15 protein-coding genes are annotated in these 15920 nt (G+C 69.2%); 10 read left to right on the top strand and 5 right to left on the bottom strand.

All coding sequences use genetic code 11. From position 1 onward, the window contains the following. Window positions 1-131: 131 nt before the first annotated feature. Window positions 132-1376, top strand: a complete 1245-nt coding sequence (locus ACTB72_RS05735; protein WP_463036022.1) for a DUF2333 family protein — start codon at window positions 132-134, stop codon at window positions 1374-1376. Window positions 1377-1468: 92 nt separating this feature from the next. On the opposite strand, the gene ACTB72_RS05730 is transcribed toward ACTB72_RS05735, so the two are convergent. Further along, the gene (locus ACTB72_RS05730) at window positions 1469-2134 is read right to left on the bottom strand and encodes a TetR family transcriptional regulator C-terminal domain-containing protein (protein WP_463036021.1); all 666 of its coding nucleotides are present in this window, start codon (window positions 2132-2134) and stop codon (window positions 1469-1471) included. Window positions 2135-2417: 283 nt separating this feature from the next. On the opposite strand from ACTB72_RS05730, the gene ACTB72_RS05725 reads away from it, so the two are divergent. The 8 genes from ACTB72_RS05725 to ACTB72_RS05690 all read left to right on the top strand — a co-directional run bounded on the left by ACTB72_RS05725 (window position 2418) and on the right by ACTB72_RS05690 (window position 9779). After that, window positions 2418-3668, top strand: a complete 1251-nt coding sequence (locus ACTB72_RS05725; RefSeq protein WP_463036020.1) for a Zn-dependent hydrolase — start codon at window positions 2418-2420, stop codon at window positions 3666-3668. Window positions 3669-3830: 162 nt separating this feature from the next. Further along, window positions 3831-4343 carry a hypothetical protein gene (locus ACTB72_RS05720; protein WP_463036019.1) on the top strand — a complete coding sequence of 171 codons (513 nt, stop codon included), beginning with the start codon at window positions 3831-3833 and terminating at the stop codon, window positions 4341-4343. Then, window positions 4343-5803, top strand: a complete 1461-nt coding sequence (hydA, locus tag ACTB72_RS05715; protein WP_463036018.1) for a dihydropyrimidinase — start codon at window positions 4343-4345, stop codon at window positions 5801-5803. Before ACTB72_RS05720 ends, hydA begins: the two co-directional genes overlap by 1 nt. Before the next feature lie 5 nt (window positions 5804-5808). Continuing rightward, window positions 5809-6618: an ABC transporter ATP-binding protein gene (locus tag ACTB72_RS05710; protein WP_463036017.1), complete on the top strand. Its 810-nt coding sequence runs from the start codon at window positions 5809-5811 to the stop codon at window positions 6616-6618. Window positions 6619-6636: 18 nt separating this feature from the next. Next, window positions 6637-7503, top strand: a complete 867-nt coding sequence (locus ACTB72_RS05705) for an ABC transporter permease (protein WP_463036027.1) — start codon at window positions 6637-6639, stop codon at window positions 7501-7503. 80 nt (window positions 7504-7583) lie between these two features. Beyond that, the gene (locus ACTB72_RS05700) at window positions 7584-8447 is read left to right on the top strand and encodes an ABC transporter permease (RefSeq protein ID WP_463036026.1); all 864 of its coding nucleotides are present in this window, start codon (window positions 7584-7586) and stop codon (window positions 8445-8447) included. Further along, on the top strand, window positions 8444-8659 hold the full coding sequence (locus tag ACTB72_RS05695) for a hypervirulence associated TUDOR domain-containing protein (RefSeq protein ID WP_463036016.1): 216 nt from the start codon (window positions 8444-8446) through the stop codon (window positions 8657-8659). The genes ACTB72_RS05700 and ACTB72_RS05695 overlap by 4 nt, the downstream gene beginning before the upstream one ends. A gap of 127 nt (window positions 8660-8786) precedes the next feature. Continuing rightward, on the top strand, window positions 8787-9779 hold the full coding sequence (locus tag ACTB72_RS05690; protein ID WP_463036015.1) for an ABC transporter substrate-binding protein: 993 nt from the start codon (window positions 8787-8789) through the stop codon (window positions 9777-9779). A 201-nt stretch (window positions 9780-9980) separates the two neighbouring features. Here ACTB72_RS05690 and ACTB72_RS05685 read toward each other — a convergent pair whose 3' ends face one another. The 4 genes from ACTB72_RS05685 to ribB form a co-directional block, all read right to left on the bottom strand. Continuing rightward, a complete protein-coding gene (locus ACTB72_RS05685) occupies window positions 9981-12077 on the bottom strand; it encodes a putative bifunctional diguanylate cyclase/phosphodiesterase (protein ID WP_463036014.1) in 2097 nt (698 codons plus the stop codon). A gap of 135 nt (window positions 12078-12212) precedes the next feature. Then, window positions 12213-12701, bottom strand: a complete 489-nt coding sequence (gene nusB / locus ACTB72_RS05680; RefSeq protein WP_463036013.1) for a transcription antitermination factor NusB — start codon at window positions 12699-12701, stop codon at window positions 12213-12215. Between the two features lie 80 nt (window positions 12702-12781). Beyond that, the gene (locus tag ACTB72_RS05675; protein WP_463036012.1) at window positions 12782-13258 is read right to left on the bottom strand and encodes a 6,7-dimethyl-8-ribityllumazine synthase; all 477 of its coding nucleotides are present in this window, start codon (window positions 13256-13258) and stop codon (window positions 12782-12784) included. Between the two features lie 3 nt (window positions 13259-13261). Then, entirely contained in the window at window positions 13262-14380 is a 1119-nt protein-coding gene (gene ribB / locus ACTB72_RS05670) for a 3,4-dihydroxy-2-butanone-4-phosphate synthase (protein WP_463036011.1), read from the bottom strand. 218 nt (window positions 14381-14598) lie between these two features. On the opposite strand from ribB, the gene ACTB72_RS05665 reads away from it, so the two are divergent. Next, window positions 14599-15876 carry a serine hydrolase domain-containing protein gene (locus ACTB72_RS05665; protein ID WP_463036010.1) on the top strand — a complete coding sequence of 426 codons (1278 nt, stop codon included), beginning with the start codon at window positions 14599-14601 and terminating at the stop codon, window positions 15874-15876. The last annotated feature ends 44 nt before the right edge of the window (window positions 15877-15920 follow it).

The raw sequence follows: 15920 nt of genomic DNA, 5'->3' as shown, positions 1-15920 counted from the left end.
GCCGCGGGCGCCGCGTCCCGACCCTCGGGCCGGCGGTCGCGGCGCCCCCTATTCCTTGCGCGCCGCCCTTGCGCCTTGGAAGCCCGCCGCGAAGAGGCTAGTTAACATTCGGCGCAGCAACGGAGAGGCCCATGACCCGCATCATCGACTTCCTCGTCGAACTCATCGAGCGGATCGGCCTGCTCTTCGGCATCGGCCGACGCAAGCCCGACCCCGCGGACCCCTTCGCGCCGCGACGCCGCGGCTACATGCGCCGGCTGGTGGCCGTGCTGCCGGTGCTGCTGATCCTGTTCTGCATCGCCTATCTGGGCGTGCTGACCTGGCGCACCTCGAGTTATGCCGGCATGGACCTCGACTTCCCGCAGACCGTCCTGCCCCCGCCCGGCTCGCAGGGCGAGGTCGCCGGCGGCGCGGTGCCGGCCCCGGCTGCGGTCAACGGCGGCGACGCCGGCGCATCGGTCGACGGCGGCGACGCCAGCGCATCGGGCAACGCCGACACCCGCACCTGCAGACCGTCGCGCCTGGTCGACATGCAGATCGCGCTCATCGACCTTATGGTGAACCGCAACGACTGGATCCCCGGCGCGCCGCAATACAATCTCGGTTTCTTCGGCCTGATCGATTTCGCCGACACGCCCTGGTTCGACAACAAGGCCTCGTTCGAGATCGGGATGCTGTCGATGGTCCGCCGGGTCTCGCTCGACCTCGCCGACACGCTGGGCCGGGTCCGCGGCACCTCGCAGGCCGACAGCGACCTGCAGGCCGCTCAGTCCCGCCTGCGCACCAACGAGCGGGCCTGGGTGATCAACAACCCGTTCGACTCCCAGCTGCAGACGGTGATGGAGGCGGCGTCCACTTCCTATCGCGGGGCCATCCCGCTTTACCGTCGCTACAACGAGCGTCTCGCCGCGTGCGACGCGCTCTACGACGTGCGGCGCGACAACCTGCGCACCCTGATCGACCGGGTCGCGGCCGATCTCGGCTCCATGGCCTCCCAGCTCTCCCAGCGCGCAGCCGCCACGCAATGGTCGGTGGAGCGCAAGGAGTTCATCGCCGCCGACGGCAACAACCGCGGCTGGTTCGATTTCCATGCCGACAACCTGTTCCACCAGGCCCGCGGCCAGCTCTTCGCCCTGCACGGGCTGATGCAGGCGGTGCGGATGGACTTCGGCAGGTCGGTCGAGCAGTCCGATCTCGGCCAGGTCTGGGACCGGATGGAGGCGCATATCGCCGAAGGCGCGGCGCTGACACCGCTGGTTGTCTCCAACGGGCGCGAGGACGGCGCGGTCTCCCCCGCCCATCTGTCGGTGATGGGCGAGAAGGTGCTGCGCGCGCGGGCCAACATGGTGGAGCTGCGCGAAATCCTCTCGCGCTGATCCGCAGCCGAAGACCTGAGCCGCGCCCCCCGCCCGAACCCCGGGCGGGGGGCGTTGTCGTTCAGGCTCGCGGCGGTCGGCTTGGGGGGCGTTCAGCCGGAATCGGGCGCCAGGCCGCGCAGGAAAAGCTGTTCGAGGAACCGCGCCGCGTCGTCCAGATGCCCGTCGCCGCGCGCGTCGAGCAGCAGCCGGACCTGCACGTCGAAATCCGCGTAATGCTGGGTCGTGGCCCAGATCGAGAAGATCAGGTGATGCGGATCCACCCGCCGGATCTTGCCGTCGGCGATCCAGGCCCGGATCACGCGGGCCTTCTCGTCCACCAGGCCCTTCAGCCGGCCGGTCAGATAGTCCTCGATCCGCGGCGCGCCCGACATGATCTCCGAGGCGAAAAGCCGGCTTTCGCGCGGCTTCTCGCGCGCCATCTCCAGCTTGCGGCGGATATAGGCGCGGATCTCGCGCATCGGGTCGCCGTCGGCCGAGAAGCTCTCCAGCGGCTCCAGCCATTCCTCCAGCAACCGGGTCATCAGGGCGGCGTGGATGTCCTCCTTGCGGCGGAAGTAATAGAGCAGGTTGGGCTTCGACATGCCCGCCCCCTCGGCGATCCGGTCCAGCGTCGCGCCCCGGAACCCGTGCTGGGAAAACGCCTCCAGCGCCGAATCGAGGATCTTTTCCTCGTTCTCCGCCTGGATGCGGGTGCGCCGCTTGGTGCGCGCGGCGCGCGGCGCGTCGGGGGGGCCTTCGGAGGCGGGATCGGTCAACGCCGCGGGCCCTCCGGCGGGTCGGATGGGCTGCGCGCGACGGTCGCCGTCATGGCCTGGGTTCCTCCCGGTTTTTCGTGTTGACCGGACCTGCGGTCCTGCTAGCGTGAAGTTTGACCAGACGGTTAACGCATCGCAAGCGCTTTCGCCGGAGGCCCTCTCCGACGACGCCTGACGACCCCATGCACGCCCCTCGCGCCGGAGGCCCGCCCATGCCTTCGCCCGCGCGCCCCGCAAGACCCAGAACCATGCCGCTTTCCGGCGGCGGAAGGACGGCCACGACATGACGGACCTCAGCTCCAACCTGCAGATCAACGCCGACCGGCTCTGGGACTCGATCCATGAACTGGCCGAGATCGGGCCGGGCGTGCGCGGCGGCTCCAACCGCCAGACGCTGACCGACGCGGATGCGGAGGGGCGGCGCCTGTTCCAGAAATGGGCCGAGGCCGCCGGCATGACCATGGGCGTGGACCGCATGGGCACCATGTTCTTCCGCCGCGAAGGCGAGGACCCGGAGCTGCCCCCCGTCTACATGGGCTCGCATCTCGACACCCAGCCCACCGGCGGGCGCTATGACGGCATCCTCGGCGTGCTGGGCGGGCTGGAGGCGATCCGGACGCTGAACGACCTGGGGATAAAGACGAAGCACCCCATCGTGCTGGTCAACTGGACCAATGAGGAGGGGACCCGCTTCGCCCCCGCGATGATGGCCTCGGGCGTCTTCGCCGGCGTCCACACGCTCGAATGGGCCTATGACCGGGTGGATGCCGAGGGCCACTCCTTCCATACGGAACTCCAGCGCATCGGCTGGATCGGGGCGGAGGAGGTCGGCGCCCGCAAGATGAAGGCGATGTTCGAGCTGCATATCGAGCAGGGCCCGATCCTGGAGGCCGAAGGCAAAGATATCGGCGTCGTCACCCACGGCCAGGGCCTGTGGTGGCTGCAGGTGACGCTGACGGGGAAGGACGCGCATACCGGCTCCACCCCCATGCCGATGCGGGTCAATGCCGGGCTCGGCATGGCCCGGATCACCGAGCTGGTCCACGCCATCGCCATGCGCCACCAGCCCCGCGCCGTCGGCGCCATCGGCCATGTCGAGGTCTACCCCAACTCGCGCAACGTGATCCCCGGCAAGACGGTGTTCACGGTGGATTTCCGCTCCCCCGACCTCGAGACGCTCGACGCGATGAAGGCCGAGCTGGAGGCCGAGGCCCCGAAGATCGCCGAGGAACTGGGCCTCGGCATCGAGATCGAGCCCACCGGCCATTTCGACCCCGTGACCTTCGATCCGGGCTGCGTGGCCGCGGTGCAGCGGGCGGCGGACCGGCTGGGGTATTCTTCGATGGACCTGATCTCGGGCGCCGGCCACGACGCCTGCTGGATCAACCGGGTGGCCCCCACCTCGATGATCATGTGCCCCTGCGTGGACGGTCTGAGCCACAACGAGGACGAGGAAATCACCAAGGAATGGGCGGCGGCCGGCACCGCGGTGCTGATGCACGCGGTATTGGAAACCGCGGAGATCGTGGGGTGATAGAACGAGCTACTTTGTCTCGCGCCCACCCGTTTTGTCGCCGTTCGTTACCGGCGACGGAGTTGGACCTTTCATGACGGTCTCGTCGCGGGGGATCCTAGCGGGAGGCTTTTCGCTCCCCTGCGAATTCGGGGTTGGCCTGTCTCGTGTCATGGTGCGCCTATGAACATCACAGACTCCAATCGTACCGCTAATCCGGTATTGGCGGAAGCCTTCAGGAGCAGCGAGAAACGAGTGGAGACCCAGCAGACTTTTGCATTAGCTGCGGATCAACGTTCCTTGGTTCTCTGCGGTGCTGCAGTTGCCGCATGCGCATTTGTTGCCGACATGCATGCCTGGGCTGAGAGTGTGCTCTTACAGATAAGTTCTGGTGCCTTTATAGCATCTGCTCTTTTTGCAATTTCATCTGCTGCTCCGCACGGAATGCACTCGGTGGGGAGTAGCTTTTCTTCCATGATGGCCGTGATTGAAGAGCAGCGGCATATCGATGAAGTTCTGATCGCGCTGTCCGCTAATCATGACGAAAACTTTAAGGATAACGAAAAAATACGGGTTCGTATGGCCCGAATTTACGGGGCGGCTATCAAGTTTTTCTTTGTTGGATCTGGCTCCCTCTTTTTCGCTTTATTGAGTCTATCTCAACTACCTCTCCTCGAGAACAAGGGCGCGATGTAATGACCACAGTGATCAAAGGCGGCACCGTCGTCACCGCCGACCGTTCGTACAAAGCCGACGTGCTGGTGGACGGCGAAAAGATCATCGAGATCGGGCCGAACCTGAAGGGCGACGAGACGCTCGACGCCTCCGACGCCTTCGTCATTCCCGGCGGCATCGACCCGCATACCCATCTCGAAATGCCCTTCATGGGCACCACGGCGGCGGAGACCTTCGAATCCGGCACCTACGCCGCCGCCGCGGGCGGGACCACGATGCTGGTGGATTTCTGCCTGCCGGGCGAGGACGGCTCGCTCAAAACCGCCATCGAGGCCTGGGACCGCAAGTCAAAGGACCAGATCTGCGTCGACATCTCCTATCACATGGCCATCACCGGCTGGAACGAGAAGATCTGGGAGGAGATGAAGTGGGTCGTTGATCGCGGGGTCAACACCTTCAAGCACTTCATGGCCTACAAGGGCGCGCTGATGGTGCAGGACGACGAGATGTTCGCGTCGTTCAAGCGCTGCGCCGAGCTGGGCGCCATGCCGCTCGTCCATGCCGAGAACGGGGACATCGTCGCCGAGCTCCAGCAGAAATATCTTGCGGAGGGCGTCACCGGGCCCGAGGGCCACGCCTATTCCCGCCCGCCGGAAGTGGAGGGCGAGGCCGCCAACCGCGCCATCATGATCGCCGACGCCGCCGGCGTGCCGCTCTACATCGTCCATGTCTCCTGCGAGCAGGCCCACGAAGCCATCCGCCGCGCCCGGCAGAAGGGGATGCGGGTCTATGGCGAGCCGCTGGTCCAGCACCTGACGCTTGATGAGTCCGAGTATTTCGACAAGGACTGGGACTATGCCGCGCGCCGGGTGATGTCGCCGCCGTTCCGCTCCAAGTCCCACCAGGACGGGCTGTGGAACGGGCTGACCGCGGGGTCCCTGCAGGTCGTCGCCACCGACCATTGCGCCTTCTCGACCGAGCAGAAGCGCTTCGGCCTCAACGACTTCACCCAGATCCCCAACGGCACCGGCGGGCTGGAGGACCGGCTCTCGGTCCTGTGGTCGCGGGGCGTGGAGACGGGGCGCCTGACGCCCGAGGAGTTCGTGGCGGTGACGTCCACGAATATCGCCAAGATCCTCAACATCTATCCCCGCAAGGGCGCGGTGGCTGTGGGCGCGGACGCCGATCTGGTGGTGTGGGACCCCAAGGCGTCCAAGACCATCCAGGCGGCCACGCAAAAATCCATCATCGATTACAACGTGTTCGAGGGGTTCGAGGTCAACGGCCTGCCGCGCTACACGCTCAGCCGCGGCGAGGTGGTGTGGTCCGCCGGCTCCAACGTCTCGCCGAAGCCCGGCCGCGGAAAATTCGTCGCGCGCCCGGCCTTCCCGGCCCCCGCCAAGGCGCTGTCGACCTGGAAGGGCCTCACCGCGCCCCGCCGCATCGACCGCGACCCGCTCAACATCCCGTCGGGGGTCTGAGCCGCGTGAGCCAGGCCGCGTCCCAGCCGAACCCATCCCGCGCCGTGATCGAGGCGCGGGACCTCAACCTGACCTTCCAGACCGGCGACGGCCCGGTGCATGCGCTCTCGGACATCGACCTCTCGGTGCGCAAGGGCGATTTCGTCTCCTTCATCGGCCCGTCCGGCTGCGGCAAGACCACGTTCCTGCGGGTGATCGCCGATCTCGAGCGCCAGTCCTCGGGGAGCCTGACCGTCAACGGCATGACGCCGGAAGAGGCGCGGCTCGCCCGCGCCTACGGCTACGTTTTCCAGGCCGCCGCGCTCTATCCCTGGCGGACCATCGGCGGCAACATCCGCCTGCCGCTGGAGATCATGGGGTTTTCGCAGGCCGAACAGGCCGCCCGCGTCGCCCGGGTTCTGGAACTGGTCGAACTGACCGGATTCGAGCGGAAATTCCCCTGGCAGCTGTCGGGGGGGATGCAGCAGCGCGCCTCCATCGCCCGGGCGCTGGCCTTCGACGCCGATATCCTGCTGATGGACGAACCCTTCGGCGCGCTGGACGAGATCGTGCGCGACCATCTCAACGAACAGCTGCTGAAACTCTGGGCCGAGACCGGCAAGACCATCTGCTTCGTCACCCACTCGATCCCCGAGGCGGTCTATCTCTCGACCCGCATCGTGGTGATGAGCCCGCGGCCGGGGCGGATCACCGAGATCATCGAAAGCCCGCTGCCCCGCGAACGCCCGCTCGACATCCGCGAGAGCCCCGAATTCCTCGCCGTCGCCCATCGGGTGCGGGACGGGCTCAGGACCGGGCACAGCTATGACCTCTGAGCGTCCGGCATGAACGCCCTGCGCGCCGCCCTTCCGGTCCTGACCGTGATCGTCGCCATCGTCGCGATCTGGTACGTCGCCGCCGCCGGCCTGAACCTGCAATGGGAGCGCGACCAGGCGGCGCGCGCCAAGACCGAGCCGGCGCTCATGGAGATGCTCGCCAACACCATGGCGCAGGAGCGTCCCGTGCTGCCCGCCCCCCATCAGGTGATGGTCGAGATCTGGGAGACGACGGTCGAGAAGAACGTCACGTCCAAGCGCAGCCTCGTCTATCACGGCTGGGTGACGCTTTCGGCGACGCTGCTGGGTTTCGTGTTCGGGACCGCGCTCGGCATGGCGCTGGCGGTGGGGATCGTCCACAACCGGGCGATGGACCTGTCGGTGATGCCCTGGGTCATCGCCTCGCAGACCGTGCCGATCCTGGCCATCGCGCCGATGATCATCGTGGTGCTGAACGCGGTCGGGCTGTCGGGGCTGATCCCCAAGGCGCTGATCTCCACCTATCTCAGCTTCTTTCCGGTCGCGGTCGGCATGGTGAAGGGGTTCCGGTCGCCCGACGCGATCCAGCTTGACCTGATGCGGACCTGGTCGGCGGACCGGCGACAGGTGTTCTCAAAACTGCGCTGGCCGGCGGCGACGCCGTATCTGTTCGCCTCGCTGAAAGTGGCGGTGGCCGCCAGCCTCCTTGGCGCCATCGTGGGCGAGCTGCCGACCGGCGCCGTCGCGGGGCTCGGCGCGCGGCTGCTGGCGGGGAGCTATTACGGGCAGACGGTGCAGATCTGGTCGGCGCTCTTCGCCGCCGCGGCGCTCGCGGCCGCGTTGGTGGCGCTGGTGGGCCTCGCGGGCCGGATCACCCTGGCCCGCCGGGGCGGGGGGGCGCGATGAGCTACGCGCGACAGCCGGTCCTGCTCGCCCCCGCGGCGCTGAGCCTCGCGGTGGTGTCGCTGATCCTCGCGCAGGGCGGCATGCCCGCCTGGGGCTGGGGGGCGGTCTTCGCCGCCTGGATCTGCGCCTGGGCGCTGGTCGCGGCGCTGTCCGCCCGGGTCGGAGGCGAAGGCGACCGCGCCCTGCGCCTCGCCATCCCGATGATCTTCGGGGCGACGCTGCTGTTCCTGTGGGAGACGCTCGCCGTCGGCGCCCAGATCTCCCCGGTGCTGCTGCCGCCCCCTTCCGCCATCGCCCTGCGTTTCGCCGGATCCCTCCCCATCCTCGCCGCCGATTTCGCGCAGACCTTCCTGCATGCGGTTCTGATCGGCTACGGCCTCGGCTGCGCCGCCGCCTTCCTCTGCGCGCTGCTCATCGACCGCTCCCCCTTTCTTCAGCGGGGCCTGCTCCCCATCGGCAATTTCGTCGCCGCGCTGCCCATCGTCGGCATCGCCCCGATCATGGTGATGTGGTTCGGCTTCGATTGGCCGTCCAAGGCCGCGGTGGTGGTGGTCATGGTGTTCTTCCCCATGCTGGTGAACACGGTGGAGGGGCTGAAGGCGGCCGAGCGCATGCAGCTCGACCTGATGCGCACCTGGGCCGCGAGCCATCGCCAGACCCTGCTGCGCCTGCGCCTGCCGATGGCCGCGCCCTTCATCTTCAACGGGTTGAAAATCTCCTCCACCCTCGCCCTGATCGGCGCCATCGTCGCCGAGTTCTTCGGCACGCCCACCGTCGGCATGGGGTTCCGGATCTCGACCGAGGTCGGGCGGATGAACATCGACATGGTCTGGGCCGAGATCGCGCTGGCGGCGCTGGCCGGCTCCGCCTTCTATTTCGGCATCGCGCTGATCGAGCGGGCGGCGACCTTCTGGCACCCCTCCCAACGCGGCGACCGGGCGTGACGCCTTTCGAGATGGAGGAGCGGGTGACCTGGGCCTGGGGCCGCGGCGCGGGCGTCGGCCGGGTGGAGGCGGTGTTCGTCGAGCGGGTGGAACGGGTGATCAAGGGGACCCGCGTGGTGCGCAACGCCACCCCCGAAAACCCCGCCTATCTGCTGCGATTGGAAAATGGCGGCGAGGTGCTCAAGGCGCATTCGGAGCTGAGCCGCGCCTGACCCGGGCGCCTGCCGCCAAGGCGCCCGGGCGGGACGTGAACGATGTTTGACCACGCTTCCGCGTCGCGGTAGCGATTTGACAAGCGAACAGGCGCCGCAAGCGCGCCGACAGCAACAGGAGAGACCGATGACCCATCCGATCAAACTCGGCGCCGCGATGGCGCTCGCCCTTGGCCTCGCGGCCCCGGCCGCCCAGGCCGCGGACGAAGTGACCCTGCAGCTCAAATGGGTCACCCAGGCCCAGTTCGCCGGCTACTACGTCGCCAAGGACAAGGGGTTCTATGAGGAGGAGGGGCTCGACGTCGAGATCCTCCCCGGAGGGCCGGACGTGGCGCCGGTGCAGGTGCTCGCCGGCGGCGGCGCCGACGTGATGGTCGACTGGATGCCGTCGGCTCTGGCGGCCCGCGAAAAGGGCGTGCCGGTGGTCAACATCGCCCAGCCCTTCAAGCATTCCGGCATGATGCTCACCTGCCTGAAGGAAAGCGGCGTCGCCACGCCGGCCGACTTCGCGGGCAAGACGCTCGGCGTCTGGTTCTACGGCAACGAATATCCGTTCCTGTCGTGGATGGGCCATCTCGGCATCCCGACCGAGGGCGGCGACAAGGGCGTGACCGTGCTCAAGCAGGGCTTCAACGTCGACCCGCTGCTGCAGAAGCAGGCGGCCTGCATCTCCACCATGACCTATAACGAATATTGGCAGGTGATCGACGCCGGCATCGCCGAGGCCGACCTGATCACCTTCAAATACGAGGACCAGGGGGTCGCCACGCTGGAGGACGGGCTCTACGCGCTCGAGGACAATCTAGCCGATCCCGCCTTCGTCGAGAAGATGGTGAAGTTCGTGCGCGCCTCGATGAAGGGCTGGAAATACGCCGAGGCGAACCCGGACGAGGCCGCCGAGATCGTGCTGGAGAACGACGCCTCGGGCGCCCAGACCGAGAAGCACCAGAAGCGGATGATGGGCGAGATCGCCAAGCTGACCGAGGGCTCGAACGGCGCGCTGGACGAGGCCGACTACGAGCGCACCGTGAAGTCGCTGCTGGCGGGCGGCTCGGACCCGGTGATCACCAAGGCGCCCACGGGCGCCTGGACCCATGCGATCACCGACAAGGCGCTCTGATCGGGGTCTTCTGATCGGGGTCTTCTGATCTGCTGAAACTCGCCTGCGCCGTTGCGGAGGCGGGGACTATGGACGAGGGGAGAGGCGCGCCGGCTCGGCGCGCCTCTCTGCGTTTCGGCGCGGGGCGCGGTTCGGGAGGGGGCGAAGTCGCGGCCGGTCCGGCGGCCGGAACGGCAGGGCAGGGCAGGGCGACGCGCGTCCTCAGCCGTGCCGCAGGCGGACCGGTCCCGAGGCGAGGTGACCGGCGGCGCCGGGACCATGCGGCGGGGCGGGGCGCTCGCCCTCCCGCCCGCCTCGCAGCGAGTCCATGAAGGCTTCGGCGTTCCAGCTGCGGATCCAGCGCTCCGCCGCGTCCTTGGACATCGGGCGCCCGATGAGAAAGCCCTGCGCCAGCTCGCAGCCGAGATCACAGGCTGTGGCGGCTTCCGCCGTCGTCTCCACCCCTTCGGCCAGGGTCTGGATGGCGAGGCTCGAGGCGAGCCCGACGATGCCGCTCACGATCTTCCGGCTTTCCGGGCGCCGCTCCAGCCCGGTGATGAAGCTGCGGTCGATCTTGATCCGATGCACCTGCATCTTCTGCAGGTTGGCGATCGAGGCGTGGCCGGTGCCGAAATCGTCCAGCTCCACCGAGAACCCCGCCGCCGCCAGCGCCGCCACGGTGCGGATGGCGGGATCCTCGTCATGTTCGACCAGCACGCTTTCCAGCACCTCAAGCGCCACGTTGCGCGGGCTGAGGCCGGCGGCGTCCACGTCCCAGGCGAGCTTGTCGGCGAGCGCGGGGTCCCGCAGCTCCCGCGCCGAGACGTTGAGCGCCACGTGGTGCACCCCCAGCCCCAGATTGCGCCATTCCGCCAGAGCCGCGAGCGAGGCGCGCATGCACACGTCGCCCATTCGCTCGACCTGGCCGGTTTCCTCGGCGATGGGCACGAATTCGGCCGGGCCCAGCACCCCGCGCTCGGGATGGCGCCAGCGCACCAGGCTTTCGAAGCCGATCAGCGCGCCGCTGCACAGATTCACCTGCGGCTGGAAATAGGGGATGATCTCGCCCCGCGACAGGGCGCCGGCGAGCTCCACCGCCGTCAGCGCCCGCGCCTCCTGCGCGCGGCGGATGCACGGCGCGTAGAGCATGCAGCGCGGGCCGCCGATGCGCGTCGCCTCGCCGAGCGCCAGCTCCGCGTCCGACAGAAGTGCGTCAGGGTCGCGGTCGTCCTCGCGCGACACCGCCACGCCGACGCGGATCGGCAGGTGCAGCACCTCGCCGTCCTCGACGATGGTCTCGTTCATGCCGTCGATCAGGCGCTTGGCCGTCGCCTCGGCCTGGCCGGGCGTCTCCGCATGCTCGAGGATCGCCACGAATTCGCCGAGCCCGATGCGCGACAGCCGCTCCCCCGGCCTCAGCAGGGCGCGCAGGCGGCGCGCGGCGGCGCGCAGGGCCGGGTCGGCGCGTTCCGAGGCGAGCGGACCGCGGCCGAACCCGGCCTGATCGAGCGCGATATGCAGCGCGGCGGGGCTGGCGCCCTGCGACGCCATCGCCTGGCCCAGATGCTCGCGCGCGCCGCGCAGGTTGGGCAGGCCGGTGGCGGCGTCGCGCATCGCCTCGTCCCGCTCCCGCGCCAGCTGGGTGTTCAGCGCCGCGACCTGCCGGGTGAGGCTCCGCGCCAGGGGCGCCACCCCGAACCGACCGAGCGCGAGCAGCAGGACCACCCCGCCGCCGAGGGCCGCAAGCGCTTGATGCCGCAGCCGCGCCGCTTCGCGCGACGCCGTCATCCGGTTGCGCTGCAGGCGGCGCTCATAAGCGCGGGCGAGCGCCTGGGCCGCGGTCTCCAGCGCGATCGCCTCGACCCGCGCCGGAGCGTGGCCGGGCGGCGCTGGCGTCGCATCCGCGTCAGCGGTCCGGTCCTGCGCGCCGGCTGACGCGGCCTCGCCGCGGAGCCCGCCGGTCTCCGCCAGAGCCGCATGCGCGTCCTCCGCCTGCGCGGCGATGACCGACGCGCGGGTCAGCAGCCGCCGCATGGCTTCCGCCGCGGCGGGATCGACCTGCGCGAGCTGATCGGCGCGCAGGCGTTGCAGCATCATGGAGAACCGCAGCAGCCTCTCACGCCGGTTCGGGACGGGATCGAGCAGATGAAGCGCCTGGTGGGCGAGCGCATCGGCCGCCGCGGCCTGGGCCTGCACTTCGTGGACCGCCAGGTCGGCGCGTCGCATGACGTCCGCCTGGCGCAGCAGAATTGCGCCGCATGTCGCCGCGTAGAGCGCGAACACGCCCAGAATCGTCGCCAGTGCCAGTCGTGCGCTCATGTCCCACCCGGGGGGGCCTATGCCGGATCCGCGGCGCGTGGCCGTCGGTCGGGTCTAGGGGCCCAGCGGTGAAGAAAGGATGAGGATGCGCGCCGAGACGGGAAGGGCAGAGCGGCCGGCGCGCGGGTCCGTCGCTCAGCGGAACGCCTCGGGCCGGGCGTCGCGGGCCATGCGGTCGAGCACGGCGTTGACGAATCCGGTCTCCTTGCCTTCGGGAAAGAAGGCGCGGGCCACGTCGACGAATTCGGTGATCGCGACCTTGGGGGGCGTGTCCTTCTGGGTCCAGAACTCGGCCCCGGCCGCGCGGAAGAGCGCGCGCAGCGTCGGGTCGATGCGGGCGATGGGCCAGGTCGCGACCAGGGCGCGATGGGTCGACTGGTCGATCTCCGCCTGCCGGTCCACGGCGCCCTCCAGCAACGCGCGGAACAGGGCGGAATCGGCCTCCCGATACTCGTCCCCCTCCACCGTCTGACCGAAGCGGTGGGTTTCGAACTCCGTGGCGATCTCACGCCAGTCCTCGCCCGTGGCCTCCATCTGGAACAGCGCCTGCACGGCGGCGAGCCGGGCGGCGGACCGTTTGAGGCGGCGTTCCTCCCGGGCGGGAGAGATCGGGGGGCGAGCCATGGGCGGAGGTTCCGGGGGCGGTGCGGACGGAAGGGCGCCGGCCGGAGGGGCCGATTCCCGAAGGGTGGGCGCCGGACTTATCAGGCGGCGAAGCGGCGGGCCAGCGCGATCAGGTGCAGGGCGGCCTCGGCGGCGCCGCCGCCCTTGTTCATCCGGGCGGGATCGGCGCGGATTTCGGCCTGTTCCAGGTCCTCGGTGGTCAGCACGCCGTTGCCGATGGCGATGCCCTCCAGCCCCAGCAGGGTCAGGCCGCGGCCGCTTTCGTTGCACACCAGCTCGAAATGGTAGGTCTCGCCCCGGATCACGCAGCCGAGCGCGACGAAGCCCTCGAACCCGCCCCGGGCATGGGCGAGGCGGATGGCGGCCGGGATCTCCAGCGCGCCGGGGACCTCGATCAGCTCATGCGTCGCGCCGGCCGCATCCAGCGCCGCCCGGGCGCCGGCGATCATGTCGTCGGCGATCTTGCGGTAGAAGGGCGCGGCGATCAGCAGCACATGCGGCCCCCGCCCCTCGAAGCGGGGCGGGGGCAGGGTTCCGTCCTGGTCGGTGCTGGCCATGGCTCAGGCCTCCGTGTCGATGGCGCGGGTTCCGGCGATGGAGAGGCCGTAGCCCTCCAGCCCGACTACCTTGGGCACCTTGGAATTGGTCAGCAGGGTCAGCTCATGCACGCCGAGCGCGGCGAGGATCTGGGCGCCGATGCCATACTGGCGCAGCGTCTGCGGCGACACGCCCGGGGTCGCGCCGCCCAGCGCCGCGGTCAGCATGCCCGGCGACAGATCGCGCAGGATCACCACCACGCCGCGGCCTTCCTCGGCGATGGCCTTCATCGCGGCGGGCAGATGGCCCGCGCGCTCCGGGTTGGCCCCGAGAATGTCGTCGAGCGGGTTGAGCACATGCATCCGCGCCAGCACCGGCCCGGGCGCGCTCAGATCGCCCTTGCTGAGCGCCAGATGCTCGCCGCCGCCCGGCGCGTCGGCGAAGACCCGCAGCAGCCACTCGCCGCCATGAGGGGAATGGATCGCCTTCGCCGCCGTCTCCCGCACCAGGTTGTCGTTGCGGCGGCGGTAGGCGATCAGGTCGGAGATGGTGCCGATCCTGAGCCCGTGCTTCTGCGCGAAGCCGACCAGGTCGGGAAGGCGGGCCATGGTCCCGTCCTCCTTCATGATCTCGCAGATCACGCCGGCGGGGTTGAGGCCGGCGAGGCGCGAGATGTCCACCGCCGCCTCGGTATGGCCGGCGCGCACCAGCACGCCGCCGTCCTTGGCGCGCAGCGGGAACACGTGTCCCGGCGTCGCGATGTCGGCCGCGCCGGTGCGCGGGTCGATGGCGACCGACACGGTCCGCGCCCGGTCATGGGCGGAGATGCCGGTGGTCACGCCCTCGCGCGCCTCGATCGAGGTGGTGAAGGCGGTCTCGTGCCGGCTCTGGTTGTTGGAGGCCATCAGCGGCAGGTCGAGCTGGTCCAGCCGCTCGCCGGTCAGCGCGAGGCAGATCAGGCCGCGGCCATGGGTGGCCATGAAGTTGATCGCGTCGGGCGTGGCCATCTGGGCGGGAATGACGAGATCGCCCTCGTTCTCCCGGTCCTCGTGGTCGACGAGGATGAACATGCGCCCGTTGCGCGCGTCGTCGATGATGTCCTCGACCGAGGATATGGCGTCGGTGAAGTCGGTTTCGGCCATGAGTCCCTCGTCTCCTCCCGATATGGTTTGCGTCGGACTTATGGCGCCTGCGCGCGGAGTTCCAGAGGGCGGACGCAAGGGCCGCGCCGCATCGCGCAACCTCCGGGCGAGCTTCGCCGCTCCGCGCCCGCGATCCGCGGTTGATCGGGCGGGGGGCCTCCCGTAGCGTTTCCGGGCCGCGACCCCATGCGGCTAATGAAAAGACCGGGAGGAACACCATGAAACCCCTTGCCGTCGCAGCCTTCACGGCTGCGCTGTCCCTTGCGCTGGCCGCAACCACGCCCGTCGTCGCCGAGCCGTTGCCCCAGGGCGACGCGGCCGCGCTGGGCTTTTCCGCCGAACGGCTTCAGGCCATCGACTCGCGCCTCAAGGCGGCGATCGAGGCCGGCGACATGCCCGGCGCCTCGATCCTGATCGCGCGTCATGGCCAGATCGCCCATGTCGCGACGCTGGGCGATGTGGCGCCCGACGGCCCGGCGATGGGCCGCGACGCCATCTTCCGCATCTACTCGATGACCAAGCCGATCACTTCCGTTGCGGTGCTGATGCTGGCCGAGCAGGGCCGGATCTCGATGTCCGACAAGGTCTCGGCCTATCTCCCCGAGCTCGAAAAACTGACCGTCGCCACCGGCAAGGACGCCAATGGCGAGATCACGACCGAGCCGGCCAAGCGGGCGATCACCATCCAGGACCTGATGCGCCACACCTCCGGCCTCACCTACGGCTTCTTCGGCTCGGGCCCGGCGCGCGAGGCCTATCTGAAAGCGCGGGCCGGCGACGCCGCCCTGACCAACATGGAGATGGTCACGCAGCTTTCGGGTCTGCCGCTGGAGCATCAGCCGGGCGAGTATTGGGAATATTCCCGGGCGACCGACGTGCTGGGCGCGGTGATCGAGGCGGTGACCGGCAAGACCCTGGGCGTGGCGCTGGACGAGATGATCTTCACGCCGCTCGGCATGGACGACACCGCGTTCCATGTCGAGGACGCGGCCAAGTTCGACCGGATCGCCGAGCCCTATCCCCAATTCGGCAAGGTCGGGCCCTACGACTTCTCGAATCCGCGTGAGAAGACCGCTTTCGAGTCCGGCGGCGGCGGGCTGGTCAGCACGCTGGACGACTATTCGCGCTTCGCCCAGATGCTGCTGAACGGCGGCGAACTGGACGGCGCCCGGCTGCTGTCGCCGCAGACGGTGGCCTACATGACCTCCGACCATCTCGGCGACAAGATCAAGCCGGGCAAGTACTACCTGCCGGGCGACGGCTACGGATTCGGCCTCGGCGTCGCGGTGCGGCTCGAGGACGGCGTCTCGGCCAATATGGGCCGCGCGGGCGAATACAACTGGGGCGGGGCCGCGGGCACCGCCTGGTGGAACGACCCGGTCAACGACCTGCAGGTGGTGTTCATGGTGCAGTCCCGGCCCAAAGGCTCCGAGATGCGGCCGATGCTGAAAAGCATGGTCTACGGCGCCCTGACCGAGGATGCGGCGACCGAGTGAACCGGCGGGGCGGGGGCTTCGCGGCCCCCGCCCTCCGTCTCAGA

This window comes from Albimonas sp. (assembly GCF_055129145.1).
This window is presented reverse-complemented; position numbering and strand designations above follow the sequence as displayed.